General features: G+C 65.6%; 14 protein-coding genes. All 14 read left to right on the forward strand.

Annotated features, from left to right (window positions below; translation table 11 throughout):
* Positions 1-38 precede the first annotated feature (38 nt).
* The 14 genes from epsL to LK542_RS03245 all read left to right on the forward strand — a co-directional run bounded on the left by epsL (position 39) and on the right by LK542_RS03245 (position 16,591).
* Positions 39-1,265 (forward strand): XrtB/PEP-CTERM-associated polysaccharide biosynthesis outer membrane protein EpsL, encoded by a 1,227-nt coding sequence (gene epsL, locus LK542_RS03180; RefSeq protein ID WP_227800521.1) that lies wholly within the window; start codon positions 39-41, stop codon positions 1,263-1,265.
* A 22-nt stretch (positions 1,266-1,287) separates the two neighbouring features.
* Positions 1,288-2,670 carry an undecaprenyl-phosphate glucose phosphotransferase gene (locus LK542_RS03185; RefSeq protein ID WP_227810766.1) on the forward strand — a complete coding sequence of 461 codons (1,383 nt, stop codon included), beginning with the start codon at positions 1,288-1,290 and terminating at the stop codon, positions 2,668-2,670.
* Between the two features lie 285 nt (positions 2,671-2,955).
* Positions 2,956-4,071 carry a GDP-mannose 4,6-dehydratase gene (gene gmd / locus LK542_RS03190; RefSeq protein WP_227810767.1) on the forward strand — a complete coding sequence of 372 codons (1,116 nt, stop codon included), beginning with the start codon at positions 2,956-2,958 and terminating at the stop codon, positions 4,069-4,071.
* Between the two features lie 5 nt (positions 4,072-4,076).
* Positions 4,077-5,114 carry a GDP-L-fucose synthase gene (locus LK542_RS03195; protein ID WP_227800524.1) on the forward strand — a complete coding sequence of 346 codons (1,038 nt, stop codon included), beginning with the start codon at positions 4,077-4,079 and terminating at the stop codon, positions 5,112-5,114.
* A 184-nt stretch (positions 5,115-5,298) separates the two neighbouring features.
* Positions 5,299-6,369, forward strand: coding sequence for an EpsD family peptidyl-prolyl cis-trans isomerase (locus tag LK542_RS03200; RefSeq protein WP_227810768.1), 1,071 nt, complete (start codon positions 5,299-5,301; stop codon positions 6,367-6,369).
* Between the two features lie 45 nt (positions 6,370-6,414).
* Positions 6,415-7,203 (forward strand): polysaccharide export protein EpsE, encoded by a 789-nt coding sequence (gene epsE / locus LK542_RS03205; RefSeq protein WP_227800526.1) that lies wholly within the window; start codon positions 6,415-6,417, stop codon positions 7,201-7,203.
* Between the two features lie 225 nt (positions 7,204-7,428).
* Positions 7,429-8,835 carry a chain length determinant protein EpsF gene (gene epsF / locus LK542_RS03210; RefSeq protein ID WP_227800527.1) on the forward strand — a complete coding sequence of 469 codons (1,407 nt, stop codon included), beginning with the start codon at positions 7,429-7,431 and terminating at the stop codon, positions 8,833-8,835.
* Positions 8,836-8,906: 71 nt separating this feature from the next.
* Positions 8,907-9,806, forward strand: a complete 900-nt coding sequence (gene epsG / locus LK542_RS03215) for a chain length determinant protein tyrosine kinase EpsG (protein WP_227800528.1) — start codon at positions 8,907-8,909, stop codon at positions 9,804-9,806.
* A 1-nt stretch (position 9,807) separates the two neighbouring features.
* Positions 9,808-10,797, forward strand: coding sequence for an exosortase B (gene xrtB / locus LK542_RS03220; RefSeq protein ID WP_374040112.1), 990 nt, complete (start codon positions 9,808-9,810; stop codon positions 10,795-10,797).
* Positions 10,794-11,543, forward strand: coding sequence for an exosortase-associated protein EpsI, B-type (gene epsI / locus LK542_RS03225; protein ID WP_227810769.1), 750 nt, complete (start codon positions 10,794-10,796; stop codon positions 11,541-11,543). Before xrtB ends, epsI begins: the two co-directional genes overlap by 4 nt.
* A 21-nt stretch (positions 11,544-11,564) precedes the next feature.
* Entirely contained in the window at positions 11,565-13,034 is a 1,470-nt protein-coding gene (locus LK542_RS03230) for an O-antigen ligase (RefSeq protein ID WP_227810770.1), read from the forward strand.
* Complete coding sequence (locus LK542_RS03235) at positions 13,034-14,557, forward strand: oligosaccharide flippase family protein (protein ID WP_227810771.1); 1,524 nt, start codon at positions 13,034-13,036, stop codon at positions 14,555-14,557. Before LK542_RS03230 ends, LK542_RS03235 begins: the two co-directional genes overlap by 1 nt.
* 14 nt (positions 14,558-14,571) lie before the next feature.
* Positions 14,572-15,780, forward strand: a complete 1,209-nt coding sequence (locus tag LK542_RS03240; RefSeq protein ID WP_227810772.1) for a glycosyltransferase family 4 protein — start codon at positions 14,572-14,574, stop codon at positions 15,778-15,780.
* Positions 15,770-16,591, forward strand: coding sequence for a glycosyltransferase family 2 protein (locus LK542_RS03245; protein ID WP_227810773.1), 822 nt, complete (start codon positions 15,770-15,772; stop codon positions 16,589-16,591). Before LK542_RS03240 ends, LK542_RS03245 begins: the two co-directional genes overlap by 11 nt.
* Positions 16,592-16,838 lie beyond the last annotated feature (247 nt).

Genomic DNA, 16,838 nt, shown 5'->3' on the forward strand with positions numbered 1-16,838 from the left:
ATATTCCACGCGCAATGACTCTTGATAAGACGAACAACATGATGCATTCACGCCCTTACACACTGCGCCCGCTGGCAGCCCTGCTCGGCGCACTGTTCATCCTCCCGCTCCAGCACGCTGCAGCGCAGAATACGGCCCAGCAGGAAGAAGGCCTCAAGCTCTACGGTGGCATCGGCTGGGGCTATGACGACAACCTGTTGCGGGTGCCGGATAACCGCCCCGCCTTCCAGGGCAAGCGCAGCGACCGCTGGCGCCAGACCGAGGTAGGCGTCGTCTACAACAAGCGCATCAGCCGCCAGCGCGTGGCGGTGGTGGCCAAGGCCTCGAAGGTCGACTTCGACTTCTTCAAGCAGCTCGACTACAACGGGCGCGACATGCAGGCCACCTGGTTCTGGGAACTGGGCAACAAGTTCGAAGGGCAGGCCGGTACCCTGTACGACCGCTCGCTGTCCTCGTACACCGACTTCTTCAGCGAGGAACGCAACGTGCGCGAGCGCCGTCGCCAGTGGTTCGATGCCGGCTGGAAGATGCACCCGAGCTGGAAGCTGCGCACCGGCTTCACCCGCGAGCGCTACGAATACGAGCTGCTGACCCAGCGCTGGAACAACCGCACTGAACGCGCCGCGGAACTGGAACTGCTGTACACGCCGCGCACGCGCAACTCGGTGGGCCTGGTGGCGCGCCGGGTCAAGGGCGAATACCCGTTCCGCCGCCCATCCAGCCCGGGCGGCCTCACCGACGACTTCACCCAGGACGAACTGAAGGTGCGCGTCAACTGGTACGCCACCGGCTCTACCACGCTGCAGGCCCTTGGTGGCTACGTGCGGCGCGAGCAGCCCTCGTTCGGCGAAGGCAAGACCAGCGGCTTCAACGGTCGCCTGAACGGCTTCTACCAGCCGCGCGGCAAGGTGACCTACAACGCCTCGGTATGGCGCGAATTCGCCCCGATCGAGAGCAGCATCGTCAGCTATACGCTGAACCGCGGCGCCAGCGTCGGCGCCAGCTGGCAGGCCACCGGCAAGATCAAGGTCGACGCCAACGCCGCCTACGAGCAGCGCGCCTTCGAGCCGCGGCGCGCCTTTGCCGGCTCGGACTCGCTGGAAGACTCGCTCCGGACCGCCAGCCTGCGCGCCACCTGGCAGGTCAAGCGCAAGATCGCCGTGTCGGCCGGCTGGCAGCACCAGTCGCGCAGCGGTTCGCAGACCCTGAACCTGGGCAAGTTTGACGCCAACACCGTGATGGTGAACGCGAACGTGCTGTTCTGAAGCAGGTTTCACGAAGCGACTTATGACGGTCAACGATATCCCGATCATTTCCTTTTTTCAGCGCGTGCTCGATCCCCTGATCATCATGGGGACCCTGTATCTCGCGACGCTGTACTACGGTGAGCCGTTCTCCGGATACTCGCTGGTGCTGATGATCCTGGCCTTCTTCATCTCCACCTCGGTCTACCAGCACGTCGATCCCTACCGCACCTGGCGCAGCGGCCGCATGCTGGCCTATGCGCGGGATACCGTGTTCGGCTGGTGCCTGACCATCGCCGTGCTGTATTTCCTGGGCTCGGCCAGCGGCCTGAAATATTTCTACGACGAGCGGGTGCTGCTGGCTTGGTTCATCGCCACGCCGGTGACCATCCTGGTCAGCCACCTGGCGGTGCGCAAGGCCACCGGCAGCCGCGACCGTTCGCGCGAAGTGCGCTCGATCGTGGTGGTCGGTATCAACGACGTCGGCATCAAGTTTGCCAAGGTCTGCGAGCGCCACCCGAACCTGTTCATGGAAGTCTGCGGCTTTTTCGAAGACCGCAACGACGAGCGCCGCCCGAGCGGAGTCGGCCACCCGGTGCTGGGCGGCATGGCCGACGTCTGCCACTACGTGCGCCAGCACAACATCAAGATGATCTTCATCAGCCAGCCGATCTCGGCCCAGCCGCGCATCCGCAAGCTGATCGACGAGCTGAAGGACACCACCGCCTCGGTCTACTTCCTGCCGGACGTCTATGTGTTCGACCTGATGCAGGCGCGCTTCGACACCGTGGGCGGCATGCCGGTGATCGCGATCAGCGAAACGCCGTTCATGGGCTTCAACAGCGTGATCAAGCGCGGCAGCGATATCCTGATCGGCAGCATCATCCTGCTGCTGCTGGCGCCGCTGATGGTGGCGATCGCCATCGCGGTCAAGCTGACCTCACCTGGTCCCATCATCTTCCGCCAGCGCCGCTACGGCCTGTATGGCGAAGAGATCTACGTCTACAAGTTCCGCTCGATGACCGTCACCGAGGATGGCCCGAACGTGGTGCAGGCGCAAAAGAACGACCAGCGCGTGACCCGAATCGGCGGCTTCCTGCGCCGCACCTCGCTCGACGAACTGCCGCAGTTCATCAACGTGCTGCAGGGACGCATGAGCCTTGTCGGACCGCGACCGCATGCCGTGGCACACAACGAGCAGTACCGCAAGCTGATCAAGGGCTACATGCTGCGCCACAAGGTCAGGCCGGGGATCACCGGCTGGGCCCAGGTGAACGGCCTGCGCGGCGAGACCGCCACCCTCGACAAGATGGAAGCGCGCATCCAGTACGACCTTGATTACCTGCGCAACTGGTCGCTGTGGCTCGATCTGTGGATCATCGTGAAGACAGTGAAGGTAGTGCTGACGCGGGAGAACGCACACTGAGCGTGCACTCTGCGCGCATTGAACCCGGCCATGCATTCCGGTGTCGGACAGCTGGAAAGTCGAGGGTATTCGGCTGCATCGAAAAGTAATTAACTGCTCGCAATATGCAGTTATTTACCAGTGAAAACACTTTAAGTTCGAGTTGGAAACAATTCGCTTAGAGCCGACTTAAAAGCAACGCGCACGATTGCTATCTTGCTTGCGTGACCATGCCAGCTGCGTAGAATCGTTGATGAGTTTGCAACTGCCGGGACGGGATTCGTCTGTTCCGCACGGGAAAAGAATATGAAGAAAGCACTGATTACCGGCGTGACCGGCCAGGATGGTTCCTACCTGGCGGAGCTGCTGCTGGAGAAGGGCTACGAGGTTCACGGCATCAAGCGGCGCGCCTCGCTGTTCAACACCGGGCGCATCGACCATATCTACGAAGACCCGCACGCCGACAATCCGCGCTTCATCCTCCATTACGGCGACCTCACCGACACTTCCAACCTGACCCGCATCCTGCAGCAGGTGCAGCCCGACGAAGTCTATAACCTGGGCGCGATGAGCCACGTGGCGGTGTCCTTCGAATCGCCCGAATACACGGCCGACGTCGACGGCATCGGCACCCTGCGTCTGCTGGAAGCGATCCGCCTGCTGGGGCTGGAAAAGAAGACCCGCTTCTACCAGGCCTCGACCTCCGAACTGTATGGCCTGGTGCAGGAAACGCCGCAGCGCGAGACGACCCCGTTCTATCCGCGCAGCCCCTACGCCGTGGCCAAGCTGTATGCCTACTGGATCACCGTGAACTACCGCGAGGCCTACGGCATGTATGCCTGCAACGGCATCCTGTTCAACCACGAATCCCCGCGCCGCGGCGAGACCTTCGTCACCCGCAAGATCACGCGTGCGCTGGCCAATATCGCCCAGGGGCTCGAGCCCCAGCTCTTCCTCGGCAACCTCGACGCGCTGCGCGACTGGGGCCATGCGCGCGACTACGTGCAGATGCAATGGCTGATGCTGCAGCAGGACAAGGCCGAAGACTTCGTGATCGCCACCGGGCGCCAGTATTCGGTGCGCGACTTCGTCGAGGTGGCGGCGCGCGAGCTCGGCATCGAGATCGCGTGGCAGGGGCAGGGCGTCGAGGAGCGGGGCCTGGTGGCCGCCGTGCACGGCGAACACGCCCCCGGCGTCGCGGTCGGCCAGCCGATCGTGGCGGTGGATCCGCAATATTTTCGTCCGACCGAGGTCGAGACCCTGCTGGGCGACCCGGGCCGTGCGCGCGAGCGCCTCGGCTGGGAACCGACAACCAGTTTCGAAGCGATGGTGAAGGAGATGGTGGCGCACGACCTCGACACGGCGCGCCGCCACAAACTGCTCGCCTCGCATGGCTACAACGTCGCACTTTCACTGGAGTAAATGTGTTGAATAATCAGCCTCGCATCTATGTCGCCGGCCATCGTGGCCTGGTCGGCTCGGCCATCGTGCGCGTCCTGCGCGCCCAGGGCTACACCAACATCGTCACCCGCACCCATGCCGAACTGGAACTGACCGACCAGGCCCAGGTGCGGGAGTTCTTCCGCACCGAACACATCGACCAGGTCTACCTGGCGGCGGCCAAGGTGGGCGGCATCCATGCCAACAACACCTATCCGGCCGAGTTCATCTACGACAACATGATGGTGCAGGCCAACGTGGTCCACGAGGCCTGGCGTGCCGGCGTGAACAAGCTGCTGTTCCTCGGTTCTTCCTGCATCTACCCGCGCCTGGCGGCCCAGCCGATCCGCGAGGAATACCTGATGAACGGCATCCTCGAGCCGACCAACGAGCCGTATGCGATGGCCAAGATCGCCGGCATCAAGCTGTGCGAGAGCTATAACCGCCAGTACGGCACCGATTACCGCAGCGTGATGCCGACCAACCTGTACGGCCCGGGCGATAACTACCACCCGGAAAACAGCCACGTGATCCCGGCCCTGCTGCGCCGCTTCCACGAAGCGCGCGTCAACGATGCGCCGGAAGTGGTGATCTGGGGCAGCGGCAAGCCGATGCGCGAGTTCCTGTACGTGGACGACATGGCGGCCGCCAGCGTCTACGTGATGAACCTGCCTTGCGAGGTGTATGCGGCGAATACCGACCCCATGCATTCGCACATCAACGTCGGCACCGGCCAGGACGTCACCATCGCAGAACTGGCGCGCCTGGTAGGCGAGACCGTGGGCTACCGCGGCAACATCGTCTTCGATGCTTCCAAGCCGGATGGCACGCCGCGCAAGCTGCTCGACGTATCCAAGCTGGCCGCGCTCGGCTGGCGCGCCAGCACGCCACTGCAGGACGGCCTGCGCCGCGCCTACGAAGCCTTCGTCGCCCAGCAGGACGAAGAAGCGGAAGCAGGGCCGGAGGCCGTCCCCGCCGAATTGCTGGGACGTGCGCCGGGCGGCGCGGCGCGTGTTGCCGCCTGAGCGTGACGATGGCGCGCCGATTGTTTCGGCGCGCTAGTAAAGTGTTAATTGACGAACAGAGAACGAATCGTGTGGAACCCAGAATGGTTGAGTCCCGATCCAGCTCCGGGTCACGAATGAAATGCGGAATAACAAGAGGAACAAAAAAGCGGATTTCCCGCTCACCAACGTCGAGGAAACTATCTTGAAAACCTTCCATTTGGCAGCCAACCAAACTTCCTTCCCCAGCCCCCGGCGCCTGCTGTCCGCGGCGGCGCTGGTGCTGTGCGCGGCAAGCCTGGCCGCTTGCAGCAAGGATGAAGCACCCAAGGAATCGAAGCCGGGCCAGGCCCTGGCCAGCGTCAACGGCGAAGAAATCACCGTGCTGCAACTGAACGAAGAACTGCAGCGCCTCGGCGTGTCGGGCCAGCAGCAGCAGGCGGCCGGCAAGCAGGTCCTGCAGGCGCTGGTCGACCGCGAGCTGCTGGAAAGCGAGGCTGCCAAGGAAAAACTCGACCGTGATCCGAAGGTGATGCAGGCCATCGAGCGGGCCCGATCCCTGATCATCGCCCAGGCCTACATGCAGAAGCGCCTGGGCGAGCCGGTGCGTCCGTCGCCGGCCGAAGTGGAAGACTACTTCAACAAGAACCCGCAGTTCTTCGCCAACCGCAAGCAGTTCGCCATGAACGAACTGATCCTGGCGGCGAGCGACCTGACCCCGGAAGTGCGCGCCGCCGCCGACAAGGCCAAGTCGCTGGAAGAAGTCGCCGTCTTCCTCGACGCCCGCAACATCAAGTACGGCCGCGCCCAGGTCACCCGCAGCACCGCCGACCTGAATCCCCAGCTGTCGAGCAAGCTGCTGTCGATGGACAAGGGCCAGCTGTTCGCCGTCAAGGAAGGCGACCGCGCGATGCTGATCTCGATCGCCGAAGTGCGCGATGCGCCCGTCACCCTGGCGATTGCCGGCCCGCAGATCGGCCAGTACCTGATGAACAAGAAGCAGAAGGAAGCGGCCGCCGCCGAAATCCAGCGCCTGCGCGGCACCGCCAAGATTGCCTACCTGAACAAGGACTACGCTCCGAACCCGAACGCCCCGGCAACTGCGCCGGCAGCCGTGCCGGCAGCGGGCGCAGCGGACCCGGCCGCAACAGCCGTCGCCGGCGCCGATGCCGCCGGCGTGGCCCCGGCCGCGCAGAACTCGGTCGCGCCGGCCGCTGACACCGGCGCGCCAGCCGACAAGGCGGCGCTCGACCGCGGCGTCGCAGGCCTGAAGTAAGCGATGTCCCCGACCAATTCGAACAACAGGAGTGAAGGAGCAATCATGAAACGATTCGTCAAGTGGATGATGGCCGCTGCGCTGGTGCTGAGCATGGGCGTCGCAGGCGCCGCCGAAGTGCTGCTGGGACCGGGCGACGTGGTCAAGCTGTCGGTCTACGGCAGCCCCGACCTGTCGCTGGAAACCCGGGTCAGCGAAAGCGGCAACATCACCTTCCCGCTGCTGGGCCAGGTGGCGGTGGGCGGCCTGTCGGTGGCCGCCGCGGAAAAGAAGATCGGTGACATGCTGGAGAAGGGCGGCTACCTCAAGAAAGCCCAGGTCAACATGCTGGTGACCACGCTGGCCAGCCAGCAGGTCTCGGTGCTGGGCTATGTGAACCGTCCGGGCCGCTACGCGGTGGAAGGGCGCCGCAAGGTGCTCGACCTGCTGGCGATGGCGGGCGGCATCCATGGCGATGGCGGCGACATCATCAGCCTGGTGCGCACCCGCAACGGCAACACCACGCGCGAAACCATCGACGTGGTCGACATGGTCCGCAAAGGCGAGCTGAACAAGGACTACGAAGTGGCCGGCGGCGACATCATCTACGTCGAGCGCGCCCCGCGTGCCTATGTCACCGGCGAAGTCCAGCGCCCGGGTCCGTTCCGCCTCGAGCGCGGCATGACCGTCCAGCAGGCCGTCTCGGCCGGCGGCGGCTTGAGCCTGCGCGGCAGCAACAAGGGCATGAAGATCACCCGCAAGGATGCCAGCGGCAACCCGGTGACGATGGATGTCAAGGCCAGCGATCCGGTCCAGGTCGACGACGTCATCGTGGTGCGTGAATCGTGGTTCTGAGGTTTTTCGTTTTACGTAGGGTGGGCGGATTCCGCCCACGCGGTGATCGTCGGATGACGAATAGCCGCGCAGGCTGCAGTACCGTGATTTGACCGCGTGGGCGGAGATTCGCCCACCCTACGGTACTGCCGCAGCCGCGCCTCGTTTTCCGTTTTTGTAGCAAGGTAGTACCCGTCGTGTTTCTGTCCACCCCGCTGTCAAGGCATCTGATGCAAAGGTAAGGCCATGAACGTTCATCAATTCCTGCTGATTCTTCTTGCCAGGAAGAAGATCATCCTGTCGACCCTGCTGGTCACAGTCCTGCTCGCTTTGGGCTGGAGCCTGGTCCAGCAGAAGACCTACAAGGCAACCGCATCCGTGCTGTTGAACTACAAGGGCGTGGACCCGGTGAGCGGTCTGACCATGCCGGGCAACCTGATGCCGGGCTATATGGCGACCCAGATCGACATCATCAGCAGCAAGAACGTGGCCCTGCGCGTGGTCGATTCGCTGCGCCTAGCCTCCAGCCCGGCCGTGCAGGCCCAGTGGCGCGAAGCGAGCGAAGGCAAGGGCTCGGTACGCGACTGGCTGGCCGACCTGCTGCTGAAGAAACTCGAGATCATGCCTTCGCGTGAATCGAGCGTGGTCGAGATCAGCTTCAAGGGCGCCGACCCGGCCTTTGCAGCGGCGGTCGCCAACGCCTTCGCCGACGAATACCAGAAGATCGCCGTCCAGCTCAAGACCGAGCCGGCCAAGAAGGCCTCGGCCTACTTCAACGAACAGACCAAGCAGCTGCGCGACAACCTGGAAGCGGCCCAGGCGCGCCTGTCGAAATACCAGCAGGAGAAGGGCATCGTCAGCCTCGACAACAACCGCGTCGATGTCGAGCTGTCGCGCCTGAACGACCTGTCGGCCCAGCTGGTGGCGGCCCAGACCCAGGCCATGGAGGCGAGCTCGCGCGCCAGCATGGCCAACGGCGTCGGTTCGCCCGACGTCGCCAACAATGCCCTGGTCCAGAGCCTGCGCGTGAGTCTGGCCAGCGGCGAAGCCAAGCTGGCCGAGGCGGCCTCGCGCTACGGCCGCAACCACCCGGCCTACCAGTCGGCCTCGGCCGAAGTGGGCAAGATGCGCGCCGAACTGAACGCCGCCCTGGGCAGCGTGTCGAAGAGTGTCGGTTCCAACGCCCAGATCTACCGCCAGCGCGAGTCCGAGCTGCGCGCCGAGCTGGCCGCCCAGAAGACCCGCGTGCTCGAGCTGAACCGCACCCGCGACGAGCTCGGCGTACTGCTGAAGGACCTCGACAGCGCACAGCGCGCCTTCGATTCCGCCAGCCAGCGCTTCTCGCAGACCCGCATCGAGGCCCAGTCCGAGCAGTCCGATATCTCGATCCTGAACCCGGCGGTGCCGCCGACCGAGCCGGCAGGCCCGCGCGTGCTGCTCAACACCCTGGTCTCGATCCTGCTGGGCACCATCCTCGGCGTCGGCCTGGCCCTGCTGCTGGAACTCCTGAACCGTCCGGTGCGCTCCGTCGGCGACGTCAAGGACATGCTGGGCATCCCGGTGCTCGGCACCATCGAGTGGCGCATGAAGCGCCCGCGCTCCGCCGGCATCCGCGCGCTGATGACCCCGCGCCGCCTGCTGCGGCTGAACTGAGGCACGCCCCCGGCGCGCCCACGAGGTGCGCCGGGGGCGGCGCTTCCGAACCAAAAGAATAGGACCAGACCATGAATTCATCCGTGCTATCCGCATTGCCCACCGGCGCACCGCATGAGGGCGCGATCCACAACGGTGCCCCGCTCGACTCGAGCATGGGCGCGCTGCTGCTTGATTCCGGTAAGCTCACGCCCGAGAGCGCGGAACGCGTGCTGCGCATGCAGAAGGATCTCGGGATCCGCTTCGGCGAAGCGGCCGTGCGCCTGGGGCTGGTCAGCGAGGACGATATCCAGCAGGTGCTGGCGCGCCAGTTCTCCTATCCGTATTTGCAGAAAGGGCAGGCCAACCTGTCGCCCAAGCTGGTGGCCGCCTACGACCCGTTCTCGCCGCAGGTCGAAGCCCTGCGCGCGATCCGCAGCCAGCTGATGCTGCGCTGGTTCGCACGCGGCCGGCGCGCCCTGGCGATCGCCGGCGTCACCCCGGAAGACGGTTCCAGCCTGTTCGCGGCGAATCTCGCGGTGGTGTTCTCGCAGCTGGGCGAACAGACCCTGCTGGTGGACGCCAACCTGCGCAGCCCGCGCCAGCAGGAAATGTTCGGCGTCAAGCCGCGCCAGGGCCTGTCCGACCTGCTGGCCGGCCGCGCCGACCTCGACGTCATCCAGCGCGTGCCGGCCTTTGTCGACCTGTCCCTGATGCCCGCCGGGACCCTGCCGCCGAACCCGCAGGAACTGCTGGCGCGTGAAGGCTTCCGCAACCTGAATACCCAGCTCGAGTCGCGCTACGACGTGGTGCTGTACGACCTGCCGCCCTTCGCAAGCGGGGCCGACGCGCTGGCCGTGGCCGGACGCGCCGGCGGCGTGCTGCTGGTGGCCTGCAAGCACCGCACGCGCATCGCCAACGTCAGCCGCATGGCCGAACAGATGGCCGAATCCGGCGCCGAGGTGGTCGGCTCGGTGGTGGTGGAGTTCTGAGATGGCGACGGCGGCACAGAACCAGGCGGCAATGCCGGAATACAGCGCGCCGACCCTGGCCGGTACCCTCGACGCCCTGCGGCGTTCGCTGCCCGAATGGTGGCCGGTCTATGCCGGCCTGGCAATCCTGCTCGGCCCCACCTTCTACGACCTGTTCACCGGCGCCTGGATCGGCGAAGAGCAGGGGCACGGTCCGATCATCTTCTTCCTGGCCCTGTGGCTGATCTGGCGCAAGTGGCCGGAGCTCAATGCCGCCGTCGGACCGACGCCCGCGGGAAGCTGGGCCGGCTGGCCGGTGCTGGCCATCGGTCTGATGTTCCACCTGTTGGGCCGCTCGCAAAAGATCCTGATGTTCGAAGTCGCCTCGATCGTGGTGGTAATGGCGGCCGTGATCCTGCTCAAGTTCGGCAGCCGCGCACTGCGCGTCCTGTGGTTCCCCTTCTTTTTCATGCTGTTCCTGATCCCGCTGCCGAGCGAGCTGGTGGCGGCGGTGACGATGCCGATGAAGATGGCGGTCTCCTGGGTGACCGAGCACATCCTGTTTGCGCTGGGCTACCCGATCTCGCGCTCGGGCGTGGTGCTGCAGATGGGCCAGTACCAGCTGCTGGTGGCCGATGCCTGCGCCGGCCTGCAGACCCTGCTCACACTGGAAGCGCTCGGCCTGTTCTACCTGAACCTGATGCGCCACCCGTCGGCCTTCCGCAACATCACGCTGGCGATCCTGATCATCCCGATCTCGTTCACTGCCAACGTGATCCGCGTGATCGCGCTGACCCTGATCACCTATTACTTCGGCGACGCCGCCGGCCAGGGCTTCCTGCACGGCTTCGCCGGCATGGTGCTGTTCATCACCGCGCTGCTGCTGATCCTCGCGGTCGACAACGGCCTGCAATGGTGGATCAAGCGCCGCGAAGGCGGCGGCAGCGGTCCGGGCACGGGCGGCGGCCGCCGCAGCGCGCCAGGTCGCGGCACCCTGAAGGAGGCAACATGAACCGCCGTTTCGCCATCAGCGTGGTGCTGGGCCTGGCCATGGCCGGCACCTCGGCCCTGACCGGCGCCCTGACGCCCAAGGCACGGGTACCGCAGGCCCACGAACAGTTCAGCCTCGAGCAAATGATCCCCCAGCGCTTCGGCGACTGGCGCATCGACCCCTCGGTGGTGCCGCTCCAGCCCGATCCCGAACAGCAGAGCGTGCTGGAAAAGATCTATGACCAGACCCTGTCGCGCACCTACATCAACGAGGCAGGGCAGCGCGTAATGCTCTCGATCGCCTATGGCGGCGACCAGAGCAAGTCGCTGCAGTTGCACTTGCCCGAGGTCTGCTACGTGGCGCAGGGTTTCCAGATGGAGAAGGAAGCGGAAGACAATCTTCCGACCCGCTTCGGCGAACTGCCGGTCAAGCGCCTGGTGGCGCGCCTGCACGAGCGCAACGAGCCGATCACCTACTGGATCACGATCGGCGAACACGCCGCGCGCGCCGGCATCCAGCAGAAGCTGCGCCGCCTGGCCTATGGCCTGTCGGGCGAGATCCCGGATGGCATGCTGGTGCGGGTCTCGACCATCCAGGCCAGCGACACCCAGGCCTACGGAGTGCAGGACCGCTTCGTCACCGACATGCTGACTGTGATGGCGCCGCGCGACCGCGCGCGCCTGCTCGGCGCCGGGCTGGCCGGGACGGCCCCGGTCCAGGCGCATGCGCAGCCCCGAGGTGGGTCACAGCTGCCGGCGCGCGGCTGAGGACGCAGGCAAGGACGCTCGATGAACCTGAACGCCATCATCCCTTACGTCTATTACTCGCTGCCCTGGGCCTTCATCATCGGCCTGTCGATCGCGGCCGTCGCGGGGATCGGCGTCGGCCTGGTGTGGCCGCGCTTCCTGGTCTATCCCTACCTGGCGGTCTACTTCTGCATGAACTCCACCAGCTACGGCAACATGGCGATCTTCGCCAGCCGCAGCATCTACAGCCGCGGCTCGGGCGTGCTGCTGTTCGGCCTGGTGCTGTGGTACGTGCTGGGCGCCTGGGCCTGCGCCAGAGTCGCCGCCACCTTCCAGCGCTACCCGACCCCGGCCTGCAACCTGCGGCCCTGGTTCTGGTGCTGGGCGGTGCTGCTGGCCGCGCACGTCGGCGTCGGCCTGGTGAACGAGGTCAGCGTCGCCGAATCGCTGACCCCACAGGGCTTTTCCAACATCGTCTGGATGGCGCCGCTGATCTCGCTGATGCTGCTGTCCTTCCGCACTCGCGAGCACGTGCTGGAATTGACTCACTTCATCCTGATCGTCGGCCTGTGCCGCTCGCTATTCGGGCTGGTACGCTGGGCCGCCTTCGGGGGCGACCCGAACAATGTGTACGCGAACCTGAACGCGATCAAGATCCGCCTGACCTTCTTCGACATCAACGACAGCCTGGTCTGCACCATCGCCTTCGCGATTGCCGCCGTCCACCTGTTCCAGACCGTCAAGACGGACCGCCCGAAGTTCTGGCGCACCATCGAGTGGATGACCCTGATATCGACGGCGATGTGCATCCTGCTGTCCTACCGCCGCAGCGCCTGGATCGGCTTCATGCTGGCCTTCCTGGTGATCATGATGCGCTTCCCGCTCAAGCGCCGCATGCAGCTGATGACGGCCGGCCTGCCGGTGGTCGGCGCCGCCCTGGCCTACGTGGCGGTGCAGCGCCTGTCCCAGACCAAGGGCGCGGGAGGAGGGCTGGGAAGCCTGGTCTACGACATGCAGTCCAAGCGCTTCGGGCCCGAGAGCGAACGGGTGCTCGAACTGAAGTTCGCCCTGGGCGACTTCCTGGCCAACCCCATCACCGGTATCGGCAGCTGGGGCCGCTACACCGGCTACCAGTACATCTCCTGGCAGCAGAACCCGGACGGCGGCCTGTTCCTGCACAGCGGGGTGCTGCACATCGCGCTCAAGAGCGGCCTGGTCGGCACCTTCCTGCTGTTCGGCACCCTGGCCACCTTCATCCTGTTCGCGCGCCGCGCGCTGAAGCAATTGCCGCCTGAACTGCTCGGCCTGGCCACGGCCGGGGTGGCGGGGCTGGCCTTCATGATTCCCGACTTCCTGATCGGCACGCCGTTCCCGCAGGTACGCACCAGCCAGATGCTGGCGGTCTGCATCGCCCTGCCTTACCTGGCGATGGCGGTGGCCAAGGCGGCGCCCGTGACGAAACCAGTGGTGAAGCCCTTCATGCCACCGCGTCCCCACCTGGTGCCCGCCTGATGAACCTGCGTCTTGCCCGTAACGCCTGGTCGAACCTGCTGGGCGCCGCCATTCCCGCGCTGGTGATGCTCGGCACCGTACCGCTGGTCGTCAAGGGACTGGGCGACGCCGGCTATGGCGTGTATTCGCTGGTGACGGCCATCGTCGGCTATTTCGCCGTCATCGACATCAACGTCACCGCCGGCTCGGTGAAGTACATCGCCGAGCACAATGCGCGCAAGGACGAGAACCGGATCTTCGAGACCATCTCCTTCGGCCTGGCCACCTACGCCGGCATCGGGGTGCTGGGCGCGCTTGGCCTGTACTTCAGTGCGCCGGCGCTGGTGGGCGGCGTGTTCGCCGTGCCCTCGGGGCTCGTGCCGGAAGCCACCGCCACGCTGCGGCTGGCGGCGCTCGGCTTCCTGGCCGGGCAGCTGCAGAGCTACCTGAACAGCGTGCCGCAGTCGCTGATGCGCTACGACATCTCGGCGCGCCTGGAGATGGTGTTCGGCACCCTGGTGCCGCTCGCCACCGTCGGCGTGCTGCTGCTCGGCTACGGCCTGTTCGAAGTGATCCTGCTGCGGGTGGCGGCTTCCACCATCCATTGCAGCATCCTGTGGGGCGCGATCCGGCGCCTGCTGCCCGGCATGCGCTGGCGCTGGCCGGGGGCGAGCTTTCGCAATGCGCTGCTGGGCTTTTCCGCCTATTCCTTCCTGTCGCGCTTTGCCACCCTGTCGTATGCCCATGCCGACAAGCTGATCATCGGCGCCCTGGTCGGGGTCACCGGCCTGGCCTACTTCACGGTGGCGGCCACGCTCGCCAACCGCGTGCTGAGCCTGACCTTCCGCCTGTCCGGCGTGTTCTTCCCGGCCGCCAGCGCGCTGGCCGCCAGCGGCGAGTATGCCCGCCTGGACCGCGTCTACCTGAAGGCAACCCGCTACGTGGTGTTCCTGAATGCCGCGATCCTGGTGCTGGTGGCGGTGTTCGCGCACCAGATTCTCGGCTACTGGATGAACGATGCCTTTGCCCGCAACGGCGCGCTGGTGCTGGCCGTGATGGCGCTGTCGCAGTTCGTCGATTCGCTCACCAGCCTGCCGTCGCTCGTGAACGACGGCATGGGCCACCCGCGCGTGTCCGGCCTGTTCGCCGTCACCCGCGCCCTGGCCGGTCTCGCCATCGTCTACGTCGGCGTGGCGGGGTGGGGGATCGACGGCGCAGCCTGGGGCCACCTGGTCGCCTCGATTGTCTTCACCACGATCTTCCTGGTCTACGTCCACGGGCGTACCGTGCCCACCACGCTCGCGCGCCTGGTAGGCCAGGGCTATGCGCCGGGCCTGTTCGGCGTCGCCCTGGTGGCGGTCGCCGCCACCGCGGCCGAGCAGCTGTTCGACCGCGGGGCCTGGGATTTCCTGTTCATTCTGAGCGTGACCGTGCTGCTGCTGGGCGTACACGGCGCGCTGTTCGTCGTCGAGCGCGACGACCGCTTGATGGCGTGGACGCGCCTGAAGTCGGGCTGGTCGCGCTGGCAGGCGAAGGGAGCTTGAGTTTGCGGATATTGATGGTTTCGGAAGATTTGCCTGGCGCCCAGCTCGGCGGCCTGGCCAAGCATGTCGTCACCCTGTCGAACGCCCTGATGGAAGAGGGCCACCACGTCGACATCATGGGCCGTTCCGACCGCGCCCACCCCAAGAGCGCCGAGGAGATCGGCTTCCAGGGGCGCTTCGTTCCGGGTTTCGATTTTCGCCGGGTGGGCTGGAAGGAAGCCCAGCTCGGCTTCTTCAATCCGGCCAAGCGGCCCTGGTTCGCGGCGAAGGTGGCGCGCGCGCTGTCCGAGCATGCCCTTGCCATCGGCAACTACGACGTGGTGCACTACCACGGCCACCTGCCCATGGCCGGGCTGTACGTCGACCCGGCGCTGAACTTCGTGCAGACCCGCCACGACCAGGGCAGCGAATGCGTGACCCACCTGCGCTTCAAGGGCGACGCCGTGTGTACCGAGACTTCACCGCGTGCCTGCGCCGCCTGCGCCCATGCGGCGCCCGGACCGGTACGCAGCCTTCTGTCGGGCCATGCGGTGGCGCGCTACCGCGACGAGACCGAGCGCACTTTCGCCCGCCACAAGACCATCTTCGTGTCGGACTTCCTGCGCCGCCAGTTCCTGCGCGCGCTGCCGCACGCCGACCTGTCGCGCTCGCGCGTGATCCACAACTTCATTAACTACCGCAAGCTGGCGCGCCTGGCGGAAAACGGCGGCACGCCCAAGGCGGGCCAGGTGCTGCTGGCCGGCCGCATCGATACCGGCAAGGGCTTCGCCGAATTCCTCGCAAGCGCGCGCGGCCGCCTGCCGCCGCAGGCGCAGGTGCTGGTGGTCGGCGACGGCCCGCTGCGCGCGCGCCTCGAAGCCGAGTATGCGAGCGAGCAGGTGCGCTTCCTCGGCTGGCAGCCAAACACGGAAGTGGCGGCGCTCACGGCCGCCAGCCATGTCTGCGTCGTGCCCTCGGTGTGGGAAGAACCCTGCGGCACCACCATCCTCGAAGCACTGGCGCTGGGCCGGCCCTGCCTGGCGCTGGCGCGCGGCGGCAATCCCGAGCTTGCCGTCTACGAGTCCTATCCCGGCCAGCTGCGCCTGGCCACGTCGATGCCGGAGCTGGTCACGCACCTAGTCGACGAACTGGCGCGGCCGGCACAAGCGCGTCCCTTGCCGGCGTCCGCCGGGATGGACGTTTACCAGGCTATTCCCAAGATCGTGGACTTTTATGAACAATAATCCTTCGACCCTCTCCACCGCCAAGCCGACGTTTTCCATCGTCACCTGCACCTGGAACAGCGCCGCCACCCTGGCCGACACCCTGGCCTCGGTCCAGGCCCAGACCTGCCAGGACTACGAACACATCTTCGTCGACGGCGGCTCCACCGACGGCACCCTGGAAATGATCGCGGCCTACCTGCAGGACAGGCCCGGCAACAAGCGGGTGCTGCGCGACGTGGGCGGCGGCATCAGCCGCGCCATGAACCAGGGGATCGAAGCGGCGCGCGGCGAATACATCGCGCACCTGCATTCGGACGACTACTACAATGGCCCCGACGTGCTGGCCACCGTCAAGCGCACTTTCGAGGAGGCGCAGGCGCAGGGGCGTCCCGTTGACTGGGTCTACGGCAATATCCAGGTCCTGAAGAACGGCAAGATGGTGCCGCCTTATGCGATGCCGGCTTTTTCCTATCGCTCCTTCGTGGCCGGGCGCAGCTCGATCCCGCACCCGGCCGTGTTCATCCGCAAGGCCGCCTTCGAGCGGGTCGGCAGCTTCGACGAAAAGCTCAAGTACGCGATGGACATCGACCTGTGGCTGCGCCTGGGTGCGGTATCGCGCCCGGCCATGATCGACCAGCCGCTGACGGTGTTCCGCGACCACGAGGGCAGCGTGTCCTCGGCCAACCGCATCAAGGCGCGCCAGGAAGAGTTCAACGTGCGCCGGCGCCACATGGACAAGGCGCCGCTGGCCTTCGGTATTTACTGCCTGCGCTACCTGAAACGCATGCGCGCGCTGCAGGCCGAGGCGCGCGCAGTGCCGGTTGCATGAAACGATAGCAATCCGACAGCTTTGCCGTTTTGTCTTTTCAGCCCGTTTACGACCGTTAAAAGCCTGAAAATATTGGCCTGTAAAAGTTGAAATTCTGTCGTGGGATTTCTGCAAAGCAAGCAAAAAATCGGTGATTTCTTTGGGGAATTTGCCTGCGTTCAACTTACTTTGGGGTAGGATTAGTCCTGTCAAGTAAGTCGCTTTTCAAGCGCAGCAAACCTTTCTCGAGCCGCGGGCACAGCCCGGA

Source organism: Massilia sp. IC2-477 (genome assembly GCF_020707265.1).
In the GTDB taxonomy this organism is placed as follows: domain Bacteria; phylum Pseudomonadota; class Gammaproteobacteria; order Burkholderiales; family Burkholderiaceae_D; genus Telluria.